Origin of the sequence: Leeia sp., from assembly GCF_041909055.1 — a bacterium.
GTDB lineage: Bacteria > Pseudomonadota > Gammaproteobacteria > Burkholderiales > Leeiaceae > Leeia > Leeia aquatica.
Map to the genome: position 1 here is coordinate 173,359 of NZ_JAYREC010000004.1, position 18,422 is coordinate 191,780.

An 18,422-nucleotide genomic window follows, 5' to 3' on the forward strand; every position below is an offset into this window, starting at 1 on the left:
GGGGGTCTCCATGCCGGACAATGCGGGCATCATAACCCGCTTGCCCAGCCACGGAAACGTCAAGCGTACAAGTATTGAAAAATGAACCCGGCAGTCACCGGGGACAACACTGCCCCCTTTGGACAGGGTCTGCGGCTAGCTGGACTGTTTCAGCAGCGCGCAGCCGCTCTTCTCCACCGGGCGGAAGGCCCTGTCTCCCTTGATGGTCCGCATCACCTTCAGCAAGTCCCAGTCGCCCTTGGACTCGGAAGGCCGCTTCACCTGTACATAGTACATGTCATGAATCATGCGGCCATCCTCGCGGATGCGCCCAGCCTTGGCAAAGAAGTCATTAATCGGCGTCGATTTCATTTTGGCCATCACGGTATCGGCCTCATCGGTCCCCGTGTCACGTACCGCGTTCAGATAATGGGTAACGGCTGAGTACACCCCAGCCTGGTTCTGGTTAGGCATGCTGCCAAATTTTTTGTAGAACCGCTGCGCCCAGGCCCGGGTTTCCGGGTTCATGTCCCAATAGAAGGCGGTGGTATAGCGCATGCCTTGTGCCGCATCCAGACCGAGCGCTCGAATATCGGACTCATACACCACTACGCCGATGAATTCTTGCCCTTTCTCAGCCAGACCAAAATCCTTGGCCTGGCGCATGGCATTGACAAAGTCACCACCGGCATTGGCCAGCACCAGCTCTTTGGCGCCCTTGGCCTGTACTTCCAGCAGCGGCCCAGTCATGTCCGCCTGGGCAGGCTCGTGCTTGACACTGCCCAGAAATTTACCGCCAGACTGCTTGATCAGTGCTAGCCCATCCAGCATGTCACCCGTCAGCGGGCTGGCCTTGCCGTAGTCCACCATCAGGATGGCCCAGCTATCAGCGCCGTCCACCGAGGCCTCTCGGATCGACGTGGTGATCAGCGCATAGGCATCCATCGCGTAGTGAATGCCGTATCGAGTGCAAGCTCGGTTGGTCAGCTGGCTGGTGGTGGCCCCCGTGGTCATGGTGATCTTGCGCTGGGTGGCGGCGTAGCGCTGTACTTCCAGCGCCACTTCGGAATTCATCAGGTCGGTGACCATGTCAACTTCGCCGCCTTCCATCCAGCCCTTGGCGATGCGTACCGCTTCTTCCGGCTCGTTACGATGGTCCGCAGAGACCAGCTGGATGGGTTTGCCCAGCACCTTGCCACCAAAGTCGGCAATCGCCATCTGTGCCGCGGCAACGGTACCTTTACCCCCAACCTGGGCGTAGATGCCGTTCATATCGGTCAGTACGCCGATCTTGACCACGTTGTCGGAAATACCAGTCGCTGCCTGGGCGAAAGACGCAGTCAGGCAAGCCACCGCCAGCAGGCGGGGGGTGAAAGTCATGGTGTTCTCCTGTCTCTCTTCGGAAAGCACCCGTCAGTTCATGCTGCCGGGTCTGTATTTTTTTTGGCGCAGTTGTTATTGAACTTCAGTTCACTGCTTTGTGTATTTTGAATTAATATTCACGCGGTTACAACCGGTCTGCAATATGCAAAAGGACAGGTGTCTTAAAACCGGCTTACCGTCTCGTGAACAAAGAGGGCGTAACGCGAAAAGCAGAGAAAGTGGCGTTATCTCGGGGTCACAGCGCGTGCCAAGATCGGCGCTTTACCACAGCGCAGTCACACCGCAGCTAATCCGCATTAAAGCTGGGGCAAGCGCTCGACCAGGAAGGACACCGCAGCTTCTCGCTGACGGCTGCGCCGCATGGGCGGCAAGCTGCGCCAGATACGCTTGCCGTAGGGTTTGTCGATCAATCGGGGGTCACAGATCATCAACACCCCATGATCGGTTTCGGTACGGATCAACCGCCCGGCACCTTGTTTGAGGGTGATCACAGCATTCGGCAACTGATGGTGGATGAAAGGGTTGAGCCCCTGCTTCTGCAGATGTTCAATCCGTGCCGCCAGCACTGGGTCATCCGGTGCGGCAAATGGCAAGCGGTCGATCACCACCAGCGTGAGGGCATCACCAGCTACGTCCACCCCTTCCCAGAAACTCTGGCTGGCCACCAGAATGGCGTGCGGCTCCTGCCGGAAGCGCTCCAACAGCTCGGTGCGCGAAGCCTCTCCCTGCAGCAACAGGGGATAGCTCAAGTCGGCACCCGCCAGCCGGATGCTCAGCAACTCATGCGCTTCGCGCATGGCACGCAGACTGGTAAACAGCAGGAAAGCACGCCCCTGGCTCGCCGCCACCAAGGGAAAGGCCGCCTCCACCACTGCGCGGGTATAGCCCGGCGCGTTCGGCTCCGGCATGCCTTCCGGCACATACAGCAAGGCTTGCTCGCCATAGGCAAACGGGCTGTCCCAGCTCTGGCTGGTCGCCTCATACAGCCCCATTTCATTGCAGTAATGATTGAAATCCCCACCGACCGACAAGGTCGCCGAAGTAAAAATCCAGCTGCGCACCCCTTGCTTGAGCTGACGGTTGAACAGGCTGGCAATCGACAACGGTGTGCTGTGCATCTGGAAGCCGTGCTGGGTGAGCTCCAGCCAGCGGATCAAGGTACCTTCCGTCAGGTTCTGCCAGGCATCAAACAACTGCAGCAGCATATCGGCACGCTCGGCGCAGCGCTTCAGCTCTTCTGCGCGGGCGGCCTGGCTATCGAGCAGTTCCTTCAGTTCCTGCAAGGCACGCCCCACCTCCTCCAGCTGCTGCACGAACGCGTCGTTTGCCAATACCTCTTGCTGCGACAGGCGCGCCACCTCCATGCGGAAAGTCAAACGCAGGTCACGCACAGCTTTGTCCAGCACCTGAGCCGCTTCCGGCAGTACCGCAAAATCACGTGCGTGCAACAGCGCCTCGATACGGCTGTCACGCGACAGTTCAATCAGCTGGCTGGATGACAAGGTATCGCCAAAAAACTGGGTGGCCACTTCCGGCAGCTGATGCGCCTCATCAAACACCACGGTATTACAGTTCGGCAACAACTCGGCCACACCGCCATCGCGCAGGGCCAAATCGGCAAAGAACAGGTGATGGTTCACCACCACCACATCCGACTGCATCGCCTCACGGCGCGCTTTCATCACGAAACAGGCTTCGTAGTCTTCGCACTCCTGGCCGAGGCAATTGTCGCGGGTCGAGGTCACCGCGGACCACACAGGTGCCGACTCTGGCACGCTGCCCAGCTCACTGCGGTCACCGCTCTGGCTGACTTCAGCAAAACGGATGATCTTCGGCAGCATGGCCGCATCTTCGCGTGACGCAAAGCGCCCCTGCTCCTGCGCGCGTTTCAGGTGATAGAGACAGACATAGTTGGCGCGCCCTTTGAGCAGCGCAATGCGGGCCGGACTTTTCAGCGCAGCACGGACAGTAGGCAGGTCACGCAGGAACAGCTGATCTTGCAGGGTTTTGGTGCCGGTAGAGATCACCACCTTGCCACCGGAGAGCAAGGCGGGAACCAGGTAGGCCAGGGTCTTGCCAGTACCGGTGCCAGCCTCTGCCACCAAAACCCGGTTTTCGCGGATGGTCGCTTCAATGGCGGCGGCCATTTCCTGCTGTGCCTCGCGCGCCCGGAAACCGGGTATCGCCTTGGCCAGCGGGCCATCCTCTGCAAAGGCATCAATCAGGGTCAACGGCACGGGGGTGACATTTCAAAGCTGGGGGGTGCATCATACCGCATCTTGCCACCCGACCGGACCCCCTTATGCCGCAGGACAGCAGCCAGGCCGACTTTTGGAACAGCCGCTATCAAAATGGCGTCACCCCATGGAATGCGGGCGGCATTCCGCATGAAATTGCCGAGTTCGCTCATCAGCACGAGCGGGGGCGAGTGCTGATTCCCGGCTGCGGGCATGGCCACGAGGTGCAGGCATTGGCTCAGGGCGGCCATCAGGTTACCGCCATTGATTTCAGCCCGGATGCCGTCGCTGCAGCACAAGCGGTGCTCGGCCCCTTGGCAGACTGTGTCCATCAGGCGGATTTCTTTGCACTGAATGACCCGCAGGGTTATGACTGGATTTACGAACGGGCTTTCCTGTGCGCACTGCCGCGCAGTCGCTGGTCTGACTGGGGACGTGGCATGCAAACCTTGCTGAAGCCGGGTGGCTATCTGGCAGGTTATTTTTTCCTGGCCGACAAACCCAATGGCCCGCCCTTTGGTACAGATGAGGCCACAGTACAGCAGCTACTCGGCCCCGGCTTTGAGAGACTGGCATGTGCGCAAGCCCGCTACAGCCTGCCGGTTTTCTCTGGCCAGGAGTACTGGATGATCTGGCGACGCTGTGCGTAAAGTCACTGGCGGAGCCGGGGTTCAGGGTTTACGCTGTAAGAAGCCCTTGCTTTTCCTGTATGGAGTTACCCATGTCTGCACAGAAGTTTCGCCTGGTTACCCGTAGCGACTTTGACGGGCTGGTTTGCGCGGTCCTGATGAACGAACTGGAGCTGATTGATGACATCCTGTTCGTCCACCCCAAGGACATGCAGGATGGCAAGGTGGCCATTACCGGCCATGACATCACCACCAACCTGCCCTACGTGGCAGCCGCACACCTTGTGTTTGACCACCACCATTCGGAAACCATCCGCAATGAAGGCGAGCGCAAGAACCACATCATCCATCCGGATGCGCCTTCCGCTGCACGAGTGGTGTACGACTACTACGGCGGCAAGCAGCGTTTCCCGCAGATCAGCGATGACATGATGGAAGCGGTCGACAAGGCCGACTCGGCCCGTTTCAGCAAGGAGGAGGTCCTCAATCCGGACGGGTGGGTACTGCTCAACTATCTGATGGACGCCCGCACCGGGCTGGGTCGCTTCCGCCAGTTCCGTATTTCCAACTATGCGCTGATGATGGATTTGATCCGCTACTGCCGCGACCACGGCATTGAGGACATCCTCAAACTGCCGGACGTGGTAGAGCGCATCGAGCTATACCGTGAGCACGAAGCCAAAGCCAAGGCGCAGATTCTCAATTGCAGCAAGGTGTATCAGAATCTGGTGGTGCTGGACCTGCGTGATGAAGACACCATTTATGCGGCAAACCGCTTCCTGATCTATGCCCTCTTCCCGCAGTGCAATATTTCCATCCACGTGATGTGGGGACGTGACAAACAGAACACCGTACTGGCTACCGGCAAGTCCATCCTCAACCGCAGTTCAAAAACCAATATTGGTGAGCTGATGCTGCGCTATGGCGGCGGTGGGCATGAGAATGCCGGTACCTGCCAGGTCGAGAATCACGAGGCCAATGCCGTGCTCAGCGCATTGACCAGCAAGATCAATCAGGACGGCTGATTACAGCATTTGCGGGTAGAGCAGCCCCAGCCGCTGCCGCGCGCCGGGGTAGTCCTCCCGTTCGTGGATATCCTGCTGCAGGAAAGCTTCCATTTGCGGGATCAGCGCGATGGCGCGGTCCAGAATCGGGTCCGCCCCCCGACTGTACGCCCCGACATTGATCAGATCGCGGTTGCGTTGGTAGCGTGAATACAGGTATTTGAACTGGCGAACCTGCTGCAGCTCCTGCGGGTCGATCAGGTCGGTCATCACCCGGCTGATGGACTGCTCAATGTCGATGGCCGGGTAATGGCCCTGATCCGCCAGCTGCCGCGACAGCACGATGTGGCCATCCAGAATGGCCCGTGCGCTGTCAGCAATCGGGTCTTGCTGGTCATCCCCCTCCGACAGCACCGTGTAGAAAGCCGTAATGGAACCCGATCCCGCTCGGCCATTGCCTGCGCGCTCCACCAGCCTTGGCAGCATGGCAAATACGGAAGGTGGATAACCTTTGGTGGCGGGGGGCTCCCCAATCGCCAGAGCAATCTCGCGCTGCGCCATGGCGTAGCGGGTAAGCGAATCCATGATCAGCAGCACATTCTCGCCGCGGTCACGGAAATACTCTGCCAGTCGGGTGGCGTAGGAGGCGCCGTGCAGCCGGATCAGCGGTGGCGCATCGGCAGGCGCAGCCACCACCACCGAGCGCGCCAGCCCTGTTTCACCCAGAATGTTCTCGATGAAATCCTTGACCTCACGCCCCCGCTCGCCGATCAGGCCTACCACCACCCGATCCGCCTCGGTATAGCGCGCCATCATGCCCAGCAACACACTCTTGCCGACGCCGGAACCGGCAAACAGGCCCAGACGCTGCCCGCGCCCGACGGTGAGCATGGCATTGATCGTCCGCACCCCGACATCCAGCGTCTGCTTCACCGGCATCCGCTCCATCGGGTTGTAGGGGCGGCTACCCAAGGGTACCAGCCGCTCAAAGCGCAAAGGGCCTTTGCCGTCCAATGGGCGGCCTATGCCATCCAGCACCCGGCCCAGCAGCCCTTCACCCACGGGTACTTGCCGGCCCTTGTCCTCACCCGCCGCCGGACGATAATAGGTTTCGCCAAAGGTCGGGGTATGCTGGCCCAGCGCCTCTACCGGCACCACCCGTGCCCCCGCCTCCAGCCCGTAGGCATCCGACAGCGGCATCAGAAACAGTTTGTCACCGGCAAAACCGACTACCTCGGCTTCAATCTGGAACTCGCCGGCGTCGATCCGGCAGCTGCTGCCTACCGGCAGGCGGAGCCCGATAGCCTCCAGTACCAGCCCGGCGGCACGCACCAGACGCCCTGAGCTTTGCCAGGGTTGCACATCGCCTACCGCAATGGCGGCATCCTGCAGGTAACGCTGATAATCAGTCAGGCTGTGCATGGCCTTGCCCCAGTGCGGCCAGCACGCGCTGCCACCGGGTTTCCAGCGTGGCATCCACACTGCCGCCCGCCGTTTCCAGGCGGCAACCGCCACGGGTCAGAGCAGGGTCCGGCTGAAGTAACCAGCCATCAGGGGCAAGCTCAACCTGCAAGCTATGTCGCAGCAAGTCCAGGTCTTCCGGATGCAGATACAGGCGCGGCTGCTCGCCCAGATAAGGTATATCTGCAATCACTTCCTGTACCAGTGCCAGCAGCCGCTGGGGCTGCTCACGCAGGGTATCGCGCAGCACCTGCTCGGCCATGCGGACTGCCAGTTGTACCAGATCAGCTGCCAGTTGCTGCTCGGTCTGGCTCACCAGTTGCGACAGGTGCCCCGTCAACTCGGTGAGGACCGCCAGCCGGTGGGTCAACTCATCCTGCCCCATCTGCAAGCCTGCGGCATAACCCTCATCGTGGGCCTGCTGCTGAATGGCGGCCAGCTCTTCGGCGGTCGGCATCATCAATACTTCGGGTTCGGCCTCAGGCAGCAGTGCTTCCGCCTGCTGATGGTTCTCGCTTGCCGGGTCGGCTACGGACTCAGGCGGTGCAAGGGGTACGCCAAAATTGGTGGCGGGCTCCCAGCGCTGATACTGGGTCAGGGCCTCTGCCGGGATTACCCTATTCGACAAGGCCTTCGTCCCCACCCTTGCCGCCGAGGACAATCTGACCTTCGTCAGCCAGCTTGCGCACAATCTTCAGGATTTCCTTCTGCTCGGCTTCCACTTCCGACAAGCGAACCGGCCCCTTGGCCTCAAAGTCATCCCGCAGCATTTCGGCGGCACGTTGCGACATATTCTTGAAGATCTTGTCCCGCAGTGCCTGGCTGGTCCCTTTCAGCGCCAGCACCAGTGAATCGGACTGCACTTCACGCAGCAGCAGCTGAATGCCGCGGTCGTCGATGTCGATCACGTTCTCGAACACAAACATCTTGTCCTGGATCTTCTGTGCCAGCTCGGGGTCGTATTCGCGGATGGCCTGAATGGCCGACGTTTCCACCACCGCACCCATGAAGTTGAGGATTTCGGCCGCCATCTTCACGCCGCCCAGTGCGCTCTTCTTGATCTTGTCCGAGCCGGACAGCAGCTGGGTGAGCACCTCGTTCAGATCACGCAGCGCCGAGGGCTGGATACCATCAAGCGTGGCAATCCGCAGAATCACATCATTGCGCAGGCGCTCGACGAAGCAGCCCAGAATCTCACTGGCCTGGTCTTCTTCCAGGTGTACCAGAATGGTGGCAATGATCTGTGGATGCTCGTTCTTGATCAGCTCCGCCACCGAGCTGGAATCCATCCACTTCAGGCTTTCAATGCCGGTGTTGTCACCGCCCTGCAAGATACGGTCGAGCAGGTTGGCGGCCTTGTCGGTCCCCAGCGCCATGGTCAGCACCGAGCGGATATACTCATCGGCAGCGCCGAGATTGGCCCGGTTCATCGAGGCGGCGCGGAAATCGCGCAGCACATCATCCACTTCCTCGCGGGTCACCCCCTCCATCGCCGCCATGGCAAAACCGAGCTTCTGCACATCTTTCGGGCCCAGGTATTTGAACACCTCGGCGGCCTCGGTTTCCCCCAGCGACATCAGCAGGATGGCACCGCGTCGAACCCCAGCGTCGCTCATGCGTCATCCTCCTTCACGATCCACTCGCGGATGATGGTCGCCACCATGCGCGGGTCTTCCTTGGCCAGATTCTTGGCTGTGCTCAGATTGTCGGCATAGCTGGCGACACGAGCAGCCTCTTCGGCATCTTCACGCTGTCTGGCCTGGTGCTGCTCTTCCGGTGACAGGCTCACCGTATCCATCACCTCACCATCCGGCCCAAGGCTTGGCACGCCCGCCGCGCCCCCCTGCCCGGCACCGGCGCCTGCACCGGCCAGTTGCGGCTCCATGCGGTAGCTGCTGCCGGTGAGATCACGCATCAAGGGGCGCAACACACCAAAGAACAGATAGGCCGCAATGCCGCCGATTACCGCGTACTTCAGCCAGTCCATCCAGCTGAGCGTAGCCTGCGCCATCACCTTGTCCACCAGTGAAGTCGGCGCTGCAGCAGCCAGCTGGCTATCCGCAAACTGGGCATTCACCACGTTCAGGCTGTCACCACGCTGCTGATTGAAGCCCATTGCTTCGCGCGCCAGATTCTCCACCTGCCCCAACTCCTGTCGGGTCAGCGGGACAAAGCTGTCCTTACCGGATACGGTTTTCTTCTTGTAGTTCACCACCACCGCCACGGACAAGCGCTTGACACTGCCCGTCGGCAACAGCGTGTGGCTGACGGTCTTGTCCACTTCGTAATTGGTGGTGTTTTCACGATGGCGCGTGGTGCCGCTACCGGTCGTGGCATTGGGGGTGGTACTGCCGGGTGGATTGGTCGCGGTCAATGGTGCGGTGGCCGCACCCGGTGGCTGATTGGAGAGCGCACCCGGCACGCCGCCCGCCCCGGTACTGCCATCCCCAATGGTTTCCACTGTCTGCTGACTGCGCACCGTTGCTTCGGAGGCAGCGCCATTGGGCTTGAAGGTTTCCGAAGTCTGCTCGGTCTGGGCAAAGTCCAGCTGTGCCGTCACCTGAGCCTTGATGTTGTCTTTACCCCAAACCGGCGACAGGATCTCTTCGATCCGTCGTGCAAAGCTGCTTTCCACCTGATGGACGTAATCCAGCTGCTTGGCATCCAGTCCACCAGGACGGGCACCTGCCGTATTGTCCGACAGCAGGTTGCCGCGTTGATCGACGATGGACACATTCTTCATCGGCAGATCCGGCACACTGTTGGCAACCAGGTGCATGATGCCGGCAATCTGTGCTTCATCCAGGGTACGGCCGCCGCGCAGGTTCAGCAGGATGGAAGCAGTGGGTTTTTGTTGCTCGCGGACAAAAACGGTGCTCTTGGGAAAGGCCAGATGCACCCGGGCAGACTCAATGGCATCAATGGACTCAATGGAGCGCGAAAGTTCGCCCTCCACCGCACGCTGGTAAGATACCTGCTCGGCAAACTGGGAAATCCCCAGCCGCTGGTTGTCCATCAGCTCAAAGCCCGCAGCGCCGGACTTGGGCAAGCCCTGAGTGGCCAGCTTGATCCGGGTATCGTACACCACGTTTTCCGGCACCATGATCACATTGCCGGGTTCGACGGTGTAGGGAATATTCAATTGCTGCAATGCAGCCACCACCGCGCCACTGTCCTTGTCCGACAGGTTGGCAAACAGGGTTTTCTGCGCGGGCTTCTGCGCCCACAGCAGGACCGCCACCACCATTGCCACCAAAGCAGCAACCGCCACCATGATGGCGACCTTGCGGGAGTTGGGCAGCTCGCTGAAGCGTGTCGTCAGTGCGGAGAAGGGTTGCGTTGCCGCTTGTGCCATAGCCAGGAGACGCTACCCTCAAACCTGCATGTTGGAGATTTCCTGATAGGCGGTGGTGAGTTTGTTACGCACCTGTACCAGGGTCTGGAAAGAAAGGCTGGCCTTCTGCATGGCCATCATCACATCCTGCAGATCCATGCCCGGCTCCCCGACGGCGAAAGACTGCTGGGCAGACTCTGCCTGCTTTTGCAGATCGTTGACGCGGTTGACCGCCGATTGCAACATCCCGGCAAAGTCACCCCCACTCGTTGGGGCCTCCGTCGCAGTACCACCGGCAGCCTGATCGGCCATCGAGCGCATGTTGGACAGAAGTTGCTGCACGCCGTTTACGTTCATTGCGCGACCTCCGTTCTGTGGATGGGTTCAAAGCAGGCCATGCGGCGCTTGCACCACGCCCATCATGACCCTGACGTCATGTTTCATATTATGACACGAGATGCCGCCTGTGGTGCGGCTTTCTGCCGAATCAGCCCGCCCCGTCGCGCTGGTTGCGGCGATATTGCCACGGTGGCTCTGCCGACCGGTCTGCCCACAAGCCGGAGCCCTGCCCCTGCGCCTCAGACTGCGCAGACTCATACCGGGAAAAGTCCTCGCCCGACTGGCCCTTGCGGGCATACTGCTGGTAGTGCCAAGCCATCCCCTGCTGTACCTGCCGGAAGTTGACATCCTGCTCGCCCAGCCAGACCTGCCCGACATTACGGCCATAGCGATCCTGCTCCACCACCTTCACCCGCACTTGCTGCTGATAGACCAGATCAGACAGCGCCTGCTTGGCACGCATGCCATAGGGCTGAGATTTCTCTGGCGCATCAATAAAGGCCAGCCGCACCTTGTAGCGCTGATGATCCGCATCCAGCACCGTTAAGGTATCACCATCCGATATCCCGACCACCGTACCGACAATCTCGCCCGCAGCCGCACGATGCTGGCCGCCGCGCCCCTGCCATTGCCAGCCCGCCCACAATGCCAGCAGCAAGGCTACCATGGCCATCAGTCGCGCGGTGCCACTGCGGGCGTTCAACAACCGCATGACCGCAGAAAGTATCGACTGCCTGCGCATTTCCTTGTCTCCGACTCAGGTCCGCCCCCACCATTGTTGCGCCTGCCAGAAACCGAGCAGGGTCAACATCACCGAGCCACAGACATGCAACAGGATCATCCCGGTTGCGGCCACCCAGTTACCCTTGAGCAAATGGGTCAGCACTTCTGAGGAAAAGGTGGAAAACGTGGTCAGGCCACCCAAAAAGCCGGTCATGATAAACAGCCGCGTCTCCGCTGACCAGTGCGGGTGCGCCAAAATCGCCCCCATTGCCAACCCCATCAAGTAGCCGCCCCCCAGATTGGCCAGCCAGGTGCCCAGCGGCAACCAGCTGGATACCGGGTTCAGCCACACACTCAAGCCCCAGCGCAACCAGGCCCCCAGTGCAGCCCCCGCCCCTACCGCCAACCACATCATGTCCCTCTCCTGTTGCTGCATCTGGCTGCAGATTGTGCCAGAGCGCTACCCTTGCGGCAGCAAGGCATATGAAATTTGATTTGATTCATGCGCTTACGTACAATCGCAAGCCTCTTTCCGGCAAGTGCACTGCACGCTGCCGACCCCGAACCAGGCCAGAGCCATGTAAAACCCCTGTTTTGATCAGCGGAATACCCGAACATATCATCGACACCGCCCATGCTGCCGGTGTCGATCTGTATTGCTGTGGCGGCTGCGGTGCCGCCCTTGCCCAAGGCTAACATCATGAGTCAGATCGCTAACGAAGTCGGCCGTCGCCGGACCTTCGCCATAATTTCCCACCCCGATGCGGGTAAAACCACCCTGACCGAGAAGCTACTGCTGTTCTCGGGAGCCATTCAGCTCGCCGGCACCGTCAAGGCGCGCAAATCAGGCCGCCACGCCACCTCCGACTGGATGGAGATTGAAAAACAGCGCGGCATTTCCGTCGCCTCCAGCGTGATGCAGTTCGACTACCGCGAGCACGTCATCAACCTGCTGGACACGCCCGGCCACCAGGACTTCTCTGAAGATACCTACCGGGTGTTGACCGCCGTGGATTCGGCACTGATGGTGATCGACGCCGCCAAGGGCGTGGAAGAGCAAACCATCAAGTTGCTGAATGTCTGCCGCCTGCGCGACACCCCCATCGTCACCTTCATGAACAAGTACGACCGTGAAGTGCGCGACTCGCTGGAGCTGCTGGACGAGGTGGAGAACGTGCTGCAGATCCAGTGCGCGCCCATTACCTGGCCCATCGGCATGGGCAAGACCTTCCGCGGGGTGTACAACATCCTGCAGGACAAGGTAGTACTGTTCGACGCCGGTCAGGAATCCGCCAACCAGCTGGTCAACGAGGTGATCGACGGCCTGAACAATCCGCGTCTGGATGAATTGTTCCCGCTGGAAATCCAGCAGCTGCGCAACGAAATCGAGCTGGTGCAGGGGGCCTCACACCCGTTTGACCTGCAGGCCTTCCTGGCCGGCAAACAAACGCCGGTGTTCTTCGGTTCTGCCATCAATAACTTCGGCGTGCGCGAGATTCTGAATGCACTGGTGGACTGGTCTCCCGCACCGGGCAATCGCCACACCATGCAGCGCGATGTAGCACCGACCGAAGCCAAGTTCTCCGGCTTCGTGTTCAAGATTCAGGCCAATATGGACCCGAAACACCGTGACCGCATTGCCTTCGTGCGGGTATGTTCCGGCCAGTTCGAGCGTGGCATGAAGATGAAACACGTGCGCCTGAACCGTGATGTTTCCGCCAACAGCGTGGTGACCTTCATGGCACACGAGCGCGAGCAGGTGGAAGAGGCCTGGGCGGGTGACATCATCGGCATCCCCAATCACGGCAATATGCAGATTGGTGACAGCTTCACCGAGGGTGAAGTACTGCAGTTCACCGGCATCCCCTTCTTTGCACCAGAACTGTTCAAGGCCGCCCGCATCCGCAACCCGCTGAAGATCAAGCAGCTGCACAAAGGGCTGCAGCAGCTGGGTGAAGAAGGGGCGGTGCAGGTGTTCAAACCGCTGAACGGTGCCGACATCATTCTGGGGGCCGTGGGGGTACTGCAGTTTGAAGTGGTGGCCAGCCGTCTGGCCAACGAATACGGCGTGGACGCCGTGTTTGAATCAACCAGCACGGCCACCGCCCGTTGGGTCAGCTTCAAGGACAGCAAGCAGCGCGCTGAATTTGAAAAGGCGCTGGTGCATCAACTGGCGATCGACGCGGGCGGCAATCTGGCCTTCCTGGCCACCAGCCGCGTGAACCTGCAGCTGACGCAGGAACGCTGGCCAGATGTGGTGTTTCACGCCACCCGGGAACACGCCGCTCAGCTGTAATTCCACGCCTTCATGGCAGGCGCGCCAGACTGGCGCGCCTTTTTCTTGCCCGCCCGCAAAATAAAATCAGCGTTCACGCATAATTACCTCACTAATATTTCGCAGGCTTTGTAGTTTCAATACGCGAAAATCATGCATATCGCCATCTACCTCTCAAGGCAGGATGCGCCTTATACGGCATGATGCGGCGCACAAATGGCAATTCACTGTCAAAATCTCACTTGTTTGTGCGCTAACAATGTACCTTTACTACACTTTACTCACCTGTACACAGTAGGCATAATACGGCGCAACTGTAGTGTGCCAGTCGGCTGGCGCTGCGCATGTGCGCCAGCGCACTGACCCCATCCACAAGGCAAGGGCATGATCCGGTACCGATACGTTGTACAGCATCCCCATCCCCCGACTCGCTTGACCCAGCGCAAGCCCGTAGCCTTGGCGTTCCCGGATACTGGCGCTACAAGCTGTTTCTGCCTGATCCAAAACCACCGGCAAACTGACACCTGAAAGCAGGCCATCCGCCCGCCAACAGGCTATGCTGCCTTTGCGAGACAACATCAAGAGCAAGAGGTCCACGATGACTGCACTACCACCGAATGACATCGACCCGCAAGAAACCCGGGAGTGGCTGGAAGCGCTGGAAAGCGTTCTGGAAAACGAAGGTAGCGAACGCGCCCAGTTCCTGCTGGAAACGCTGACCGACAAGGCGCGCCGTACCGGTGCCCACCTGCCCTTCTCGGCGACCACCGCTTACCTGAACACCATTCCGCCGCACAAGGAAGCACGCAGCCCGGGTGATCATGCGCTGGAAGAACGCATCCGGTCGTACATTCGCTGGAACGCACTGGCGATGGTGATTCGCGCCAACAAGAATTCTTCCGAGCTGGGCGGCCACATTGCCTCCTTCGCCTCGGCTGCCACCCTGTACGATGTGGGTTTCAACCACTTCTGGCATGCACCCACCGCCGAACACGGCGGCGACCTGGTCTATATGCAGGGCCACTCGGCGCCCGGCATCTATGCGCGCGCCTATCTGGAAGGCCGTATCAGCGAAGACCAGCTCAACAGCTTCCGTCAGGAAGTGGATGGCGGCGGTCTGTCGTCCTACCCGCACCCGTGGCTGATGCCCGACTTCTGGCAGTTCCCGACCGTGTCCATGGGTCTAGGCCCGATCATGGCCATCTACCAGGCCCGCTTCATGAAGTATCTGGAAAGCCGCGGCCTGTCGAAAGATACCAACCGCAAGGTCTGGTGCTTCTGCGGTGACGGTGAAATGGATGAGCCGGAATCGCTGGGCGCCATTTCGCTGGCTGGCCGCGAAAAGCTGGATAACCTGGTGTTTGTCATCAACTGTAACCTGCAGCGTCTGGACGGCCCGGTGCGCGGTAACGGCAAGATCATCCAGGAACTGGAAGGTGACTTCCGTGGCGCGGGCTGGAACGTGATCAAGGTGGTGTGGGGCAGCTTCTGGGACCCGCTGCTGGCACGCGACACCAAGGGCCTGCTGAAGCAGCGCATGGAAGAGTGCGTGGACGGCGATTACCAGACCATGAAGTCCAAGGATGGCCGCTATGTGCGCGTCCACTTCTTTGGCAAGTACAAGGAACTGGAAGAAATGGTCGCCAACATGTCCGACGAGGACATCTGGCGTCTGAACCGTGGCGGTCACGACCCGCACAAGGTGTACGCCGCCTACCATCAGGCGGTGAACAATCCTGGCGGCCGCCCGACCGTGATTCTGGCCAAGACCATCAAGGGCTACGGCATGGGCCGTGCCGGTGAAGCACAGAACATCACCCACCAGCAAAAGAAGATGGATATCGACTCGCTGCGCGAGTTCCGTGACCGCTTCCGCATCCCGGTCAGCGACGAGCAACTGCCGGAAGTACCGTTCTACAAGCCTGCCGACGACAGCCCGGAAATGCAGTACATGCTGGGTCGCCGCGCGGCACTGGGCGGCTACCTGCCCTCGCGCAAGCCAGTGGAAACCGCGCTGGACATCCCGGCACTGAGCACCTTTGAGCGCCTGCTGAAATCGTCCGGTGAGCGCGAACTCTCCACCACCATGGCCTTTGTGCAGATGCTGGGCATGCTGGTGAAGGACAAGAATATTGGTCGCCACGTGGTACCGATCGTGCCGGATGAATCCCGCACCTTCGGCATGGAAGGCATGTTCCGCCAGCTGGGCATCTGGAGCTCGGTCGGGCAGCTGTACGTGCCGCAGGACAGCGAACAGCTGATGTTCTACAAGGAAGACAAGAGCGGCCAGGTCCTGCAGGAAGGCATCAACGAAGCAGGCGGCATGTCGGACTGGATTGCTGCGGCGACGGCCTACGCCAACCATGGCGTGCCGATGATTCCGTTCTACATCTACTACTCGATGTTCGGCTTCCAGCGGATTGGTGACCTGGCCTGGGCAGCGGGCGACATGCGGGCGCGCGGCTTCCTGCTGGGTGGTACCGCCGGCCGCACCACGCTCAACGGTGAAGGCTTGCAGCACCAGGATGGTCATAGCCATGTGTTCGCGGGCTTCATCCCGAACTGCCTGTCTTACGATCCGACCTTCTCCTATGAAGTGGCGGTCATCGTGCAGGACGGCCTGCGCCGGATGTACGCCGAAAACGAAAACATCTACTACTACATCACCTTGATGAACGAAAACTACACCCACCCGGAGATGCCGGAAGGGGTGGAGGAAGGCATTCTCAAGGGCCTGTACCTGTTCAAGCAAGGTGCGGACAGCGACAAGAAGGTGCAGCTGCTGGGCTCCGGCACCATCTTGCGCGAATCCATCGCCGCCGCCGACCTGCTGCGCGACGACTGGGGTGTGGAATCGGACATCTGGAGCGTGCCGAGCTTCAATGAGCTGAAGCGTGATGCGGTTGCTGCGGAACGCTGGAACCTGCTGAACCCGACCGCCGAGCCGAAGCTGAGCTATGTGGAGGAGCAGCTGTCGGGCCGCCAAGGGCCGTTCATTGCCACCACCGATTACATCCGCAACTACGCAGACCAGATCCGTAACTGGGTGCCGGGGCAGTACGTGGTGCTGGGTACCGATGGTTTTGGCCGTTCGGACACTCGCCGCAAGCTGCGCCACTTCTTTGAAGTGGACCGCTACTTCATTACCGTCTCGGCGCTGTCGGCGCTGGCCAAGGAAGGCAAGATCGGTCGCGATGTGGTGGCGCAAGCCATCACCAAGTATGGTCTGGACCCGGAGAAGGCCAATCCGGCCACCGTATAAGGGCTTCCACGCTGGAATCGACCGGGCTGCCTCACCACGGCAGCCCGCTACACTAGACAGGAACAGACATGAGCACGCTCATTGAACTGAAAGTACCCGACATTGGCGATTACAAGGATGTCGAGGTGATTGAAGTATTGGTCAAGGTTGGCGACACGGTACAGGTGGATGATTCGCTGGTGACGCTGGAAACCGACAAGGCCACCATGGAAGTCCCCGCCGCCGCCGCCGGGGTGGTGAAAGAGGTGTTGATCAAGCTGGGCGACAAGGTATCCGAAGGTAGCGTACTGGTCCGGGTGGAGGCTGCCGCAGCAGGCGTCAGCGCACCCGCACCCGCACCCGCACCCGCACCCGCACCCGCACCCGCACCCGCACCCGCACCCGCACCCGCACCCGCACCCGCACCCGCACCCGCACCCAGCCAGTCTGCCGCAGGCGGTGTAGTCGAAGTCAAGGTGCCGGATATCGGTGACTACAAGAGCGTTGATGTCATCGAAGTGCTGGTCAAGGTTGGTGACACGGTGCAGGTGGATGACTCGCTGGTGACGCTGGAAACCGACAAGGCCACCATGGAAGTACCGAGCAGCGCCGCAGGCGTGGTGCAAAGTGTCCACCTGAAGGTGGGCGACAAGGCATCGGAAGGCAGCCTGATCATCACGGTCGCCAGCAGTGGTGCGACAGCAGCGCCAGCCCCTGCTGCAGCCCCTGCCCTGGTCGCAGCACCGGTTGCTGCACAGGCTGCCACCGCCGCTGCGCCTGTCGCCTCCGTCAGCAACCCGCCGGTGTCCGCCGGCATGGATGGCAACCTGATGCCCACACACGCCGCACCAGCGTTTACGCCGATTGACGAAGTCGGCTTTGCCCAGGCCCACGCCAGCCCGTCGGTGCGCCGGTTTGCCCGCGAGCTGGGTGTTGATCTGTCCAAGGTCAAAGGCAGCGGCCCCAAGAGCCGCATCGTGCAAAGCGACGTGCAGCAGTTTGTCAAAGGCGCGCTGCAGCAGCTGGCCAGCGGTGCGCCCGTCGCAGCCGCCGCGCCCGCAGCCGGTGGTGGCAGTGGCCTGGACGTGTTGCCATGGCCCAAGGTCGACTTCAGCAAGTTCGGCCCAGTGGAAAAGCAGCCGCTGTCGCGCATCAAGAAGATTTCCGGTGCCAACCTGCATCGCAACTGGGTGATGATTCCGCATGTCACCAACCACGAAGATGCTGACATCACCGAGCTGGAAGCCTTCCGCGTTCAGCTGAACAAGGAAAACGAGAAGAGCGGCGTCAAGGTCACCATGCTAGCCTTCATGCTCAAGGCGGCGGCAGCAGCGCTGAAGAAGTTCCCGACCTTCAATGCCTCGCTCGATGGCGACCAGCTGGTCCTCAAGCAGTTCTTCCATATCGGCTTTGCCGCAGACACCCCGAACGGGCTGGTGGTACCGGTGATTCGCGATGTCGACCAGAAAGGCGTGTTCCAGATTGCCCAGGAAATGGGCGAGCTGGCCAAGCTGGCGCGCGATGGCAAGCTGAAGCCCGAGCAGATGCAAGGCGGCTGCTTCTCCATCTCCAGCCTGGGTGGCATTGGCGGCACCTACTTCACCCCGATCATCAATGCGCCGGAAGTGGCCATCATGGGGGTGTGCAAGTCGAGCATGAAGCCGGTGTGGGATGGTAAGCAGTTTGTGCCACGCCTGATGCTGCCGCTCAGCCTGTCGTGGGATCACCGCGTGATCGACGGCGCGGAAGCCGCCCGTTTCAACACCTACTTCGCACAGATCCTGGCGGATTTCCGCCGGGTGATGCTGTAAGGGGCC

General features: G+C 60.5%; 14 protein-coding genes. 5 read left to right on the forward strand and 9 right to left on the reverse strand.

Going from position 1 to position 18,422, the window contains the following annotated elements:
• Positions 1-135: 135 nt before the first annotated feature.
• Both ACE3O2_RS11710 and ACE3O2_RS11715 read right to left on the reverse strand, forming a co-directional pair.
• Complete coding sequence (locus ACE3O2_RS11710; RefSeq protein WP_374337691.1) at positions 136-1,359, reverse strand: ABC transporter substrate-binding protein; 1,224 nt, start codon at positions 1,357-1,359, stop codon at positions 136-138.
• A 299-nt stretch (positions 1,360-1,658) separates the two neighbouring features.
• Positions 1,659-3,599 carry an ATP-dependent DNA helicase gene (locus tag ACE3O2_RS11715; RefSeq protein WP_374337693.1) on the reverse strand — a complete coding sequence of 647 codons (1,941 nt, stop codon included), beginning with the start codon at positions 3,597-3,599 and terminating at the stop codon, positions 1,659-1,661.
• Between the two features lie 65 nt (positions 3,600-3,664).
• On the opposite strand from ACE3O2_RS11715, the gene ACE3O2_RS11720 reads away from it, so the two are divergent.
• Together ACE3O2_RS11720 and ACE3O2_RS11725 are read left to right on the forward strand one after the other, a co-directional pair.
• A complete protein-coding gene (locus ACE3O2_RS11720; protein WP_374337695.1) occupies positions 3,665-4,249 on the forward strand; it encodes a methyltransferase in 585 nt (194 codons plus the stop codon).
• 71 nt (positions 4,250-4,320) lie between these two features.
• Positions 4,321-5,253: an exopolyphosphatase gene (locus tag ACE3O2_RS11725; protein ID WP_374337697.1), complete on the forward strand. Its 933-nt coding sequence runs from the start codon at positions 4,321-4,323 to the stop codon at positions 5,251-5,253.
• Here ACE3O2_RS11725 and fliI read toward each other — a convergent pair whose 3' ends face one another.
• The 7 genes from fliI to crcB all read right to left on the reverse strand — a co-directional run bounded on the left by fliI (position 5,254) and on the right by crcB (position 11,504).
• A complete protein-coding gene (gene fliI / locus ACE3O2_RS11730) occupies positions 5,254-6,654 on the reverse strand; it encodes a flagellar protein export ATPase FliI (RefSeq protein ID WP_374338098.1) in 1,401 nt (466 codons plus the stop codon).
• Positions 6,638-7,321: a flagellar assembly protein FliH gene (locus ACE3O2_RS11735; RefSeq protein WP_374337699.1), complete on the reverse strand. Its 684-nt coding sequence runs from the start codon at positions 7,319-7,321 to the stop codon at positions 6,638-6,640. Before ACE3O2_RS11735 ends, fliI begins: the two co-directional genes overlap by 17 nt.
• Positions 7,311-8,309, reverse strand: coding sequence for a flagellar motor switch protein FliG (fliG, locus tag ACE3O2_RS11740; RefSeq protein WP_168877165.1), 999 nt, complete (start codon positions 8,307-8,309; stop codon positions 7,311-7,313). The genes ACE3O2_RS11735 and fliG overlap by 11 nt, the downstream gene beginning before the upstream one ends.
• The gene (gene fliF, locus ACE3O2_RS11745; RefSeq protein ID WP_374337701.1) at positions 8,306-10,048 is read right to left on the reverse strand and encodes a flagellar basal-body MS-ring/collar protein FliF; all 1,743 of its coding nucleotides are present in this window, start codon (positions 10,046-10,048) and stop codon (positions 8,306-8,308) included. The genes fliG and fliF overlap by 4 nt, the downstream gene beginning before the upstream one ends.
• 18 nt (positions 10,049-10,066) lie before the next feature.
• The gene (gene fliE / locus ACE3O2_RS11750) at positions 10,067-10,384 is read right to left on the reverse strand and encodes a flagellar hook-basal body complex protein FliE (protein WP_168877167.1); all 318 of its coding nucleotides are present in this window, start codon (positions 10,382-10,384) and stop codon (positions 10,067-10,069) included.
• Positions 10,385-10,514: 130 nt separating this feature from the next.
• On the reverse strand, positions 10,515-11,078 hold the full coding sequence (locus tag ACE3O2_RS11755; protein ID WP_374337704.1) for a thermonuclease family protein: 564 nt from the start codon (positions 11,076-11,078) through the stop codon (positions 10,515-10,517).
• Between the two features lie 45 nt (positions 11,079-11,123).
• The gene (gene crcB, locus ACE3O2_RS11760) at positions 11,124-11,504 is read right to left on the reverse strand and encodes a fluoride efflux transporter CrcB (RefSeq protein ID WP_374337706.1); all 381 of its coding nucleotides are present in this window, start codon (positions 11,502-11,504) and stop codon (positions 11,124-11,126) included.
• A 285-nt stretch (positions 11,505-11,789) separates the two neighbouring features.
• Between crcB and ACE3O2_RS11765 the strand changes: the two genes are divergently transcribed.
• The 3 genes from ACE3O2_RS11765 to aceF all read left to right on the forward strand — a co-directional run bounded on the left by ACE3O2_RS11765 (position 11,790) and on the right by aceF (position 18,416).
• Positions 11,790-13,385, forward strand: a complete 1,596-nt coding sequence (locus tag ACE3O2_RS11765; RefSeq protein ID WP_168877170.1) for a peptide chain release factor 3 — start codon at positions 11,790-11,792, stop codon at positions 13,383-13,385.
• A gap of 577 nt (positions 13,386-13,962) precedes the next feature.
• Entirely contained in the window at positions 13,963-16,626 is a 2,664-nt protein-coding gene (gene aceE, locus ACE3O2_RS11770; protein ID WP_374337709.1) for a pyruvate dehydrogenase (acetyl-transferring), homodimeric type, read from the forward strand.
• A gap of 68 nt (positions 16,627-16,694) precedes the next feature.
• Positions 16,695-18,416, forward strand: coding sequence for a dihydrolipoyllysine-residue acetyltransferase (gene aceF, locus ACE3O2_RS11775; RefSeq protein WP_374337711.1), 1,722 nt, complete (start codon positions 16,695-16,697; stop codon positions 18,414-18,416).
• Positions 18,417-18,422 lie beyond the last annotated feature (6 nt).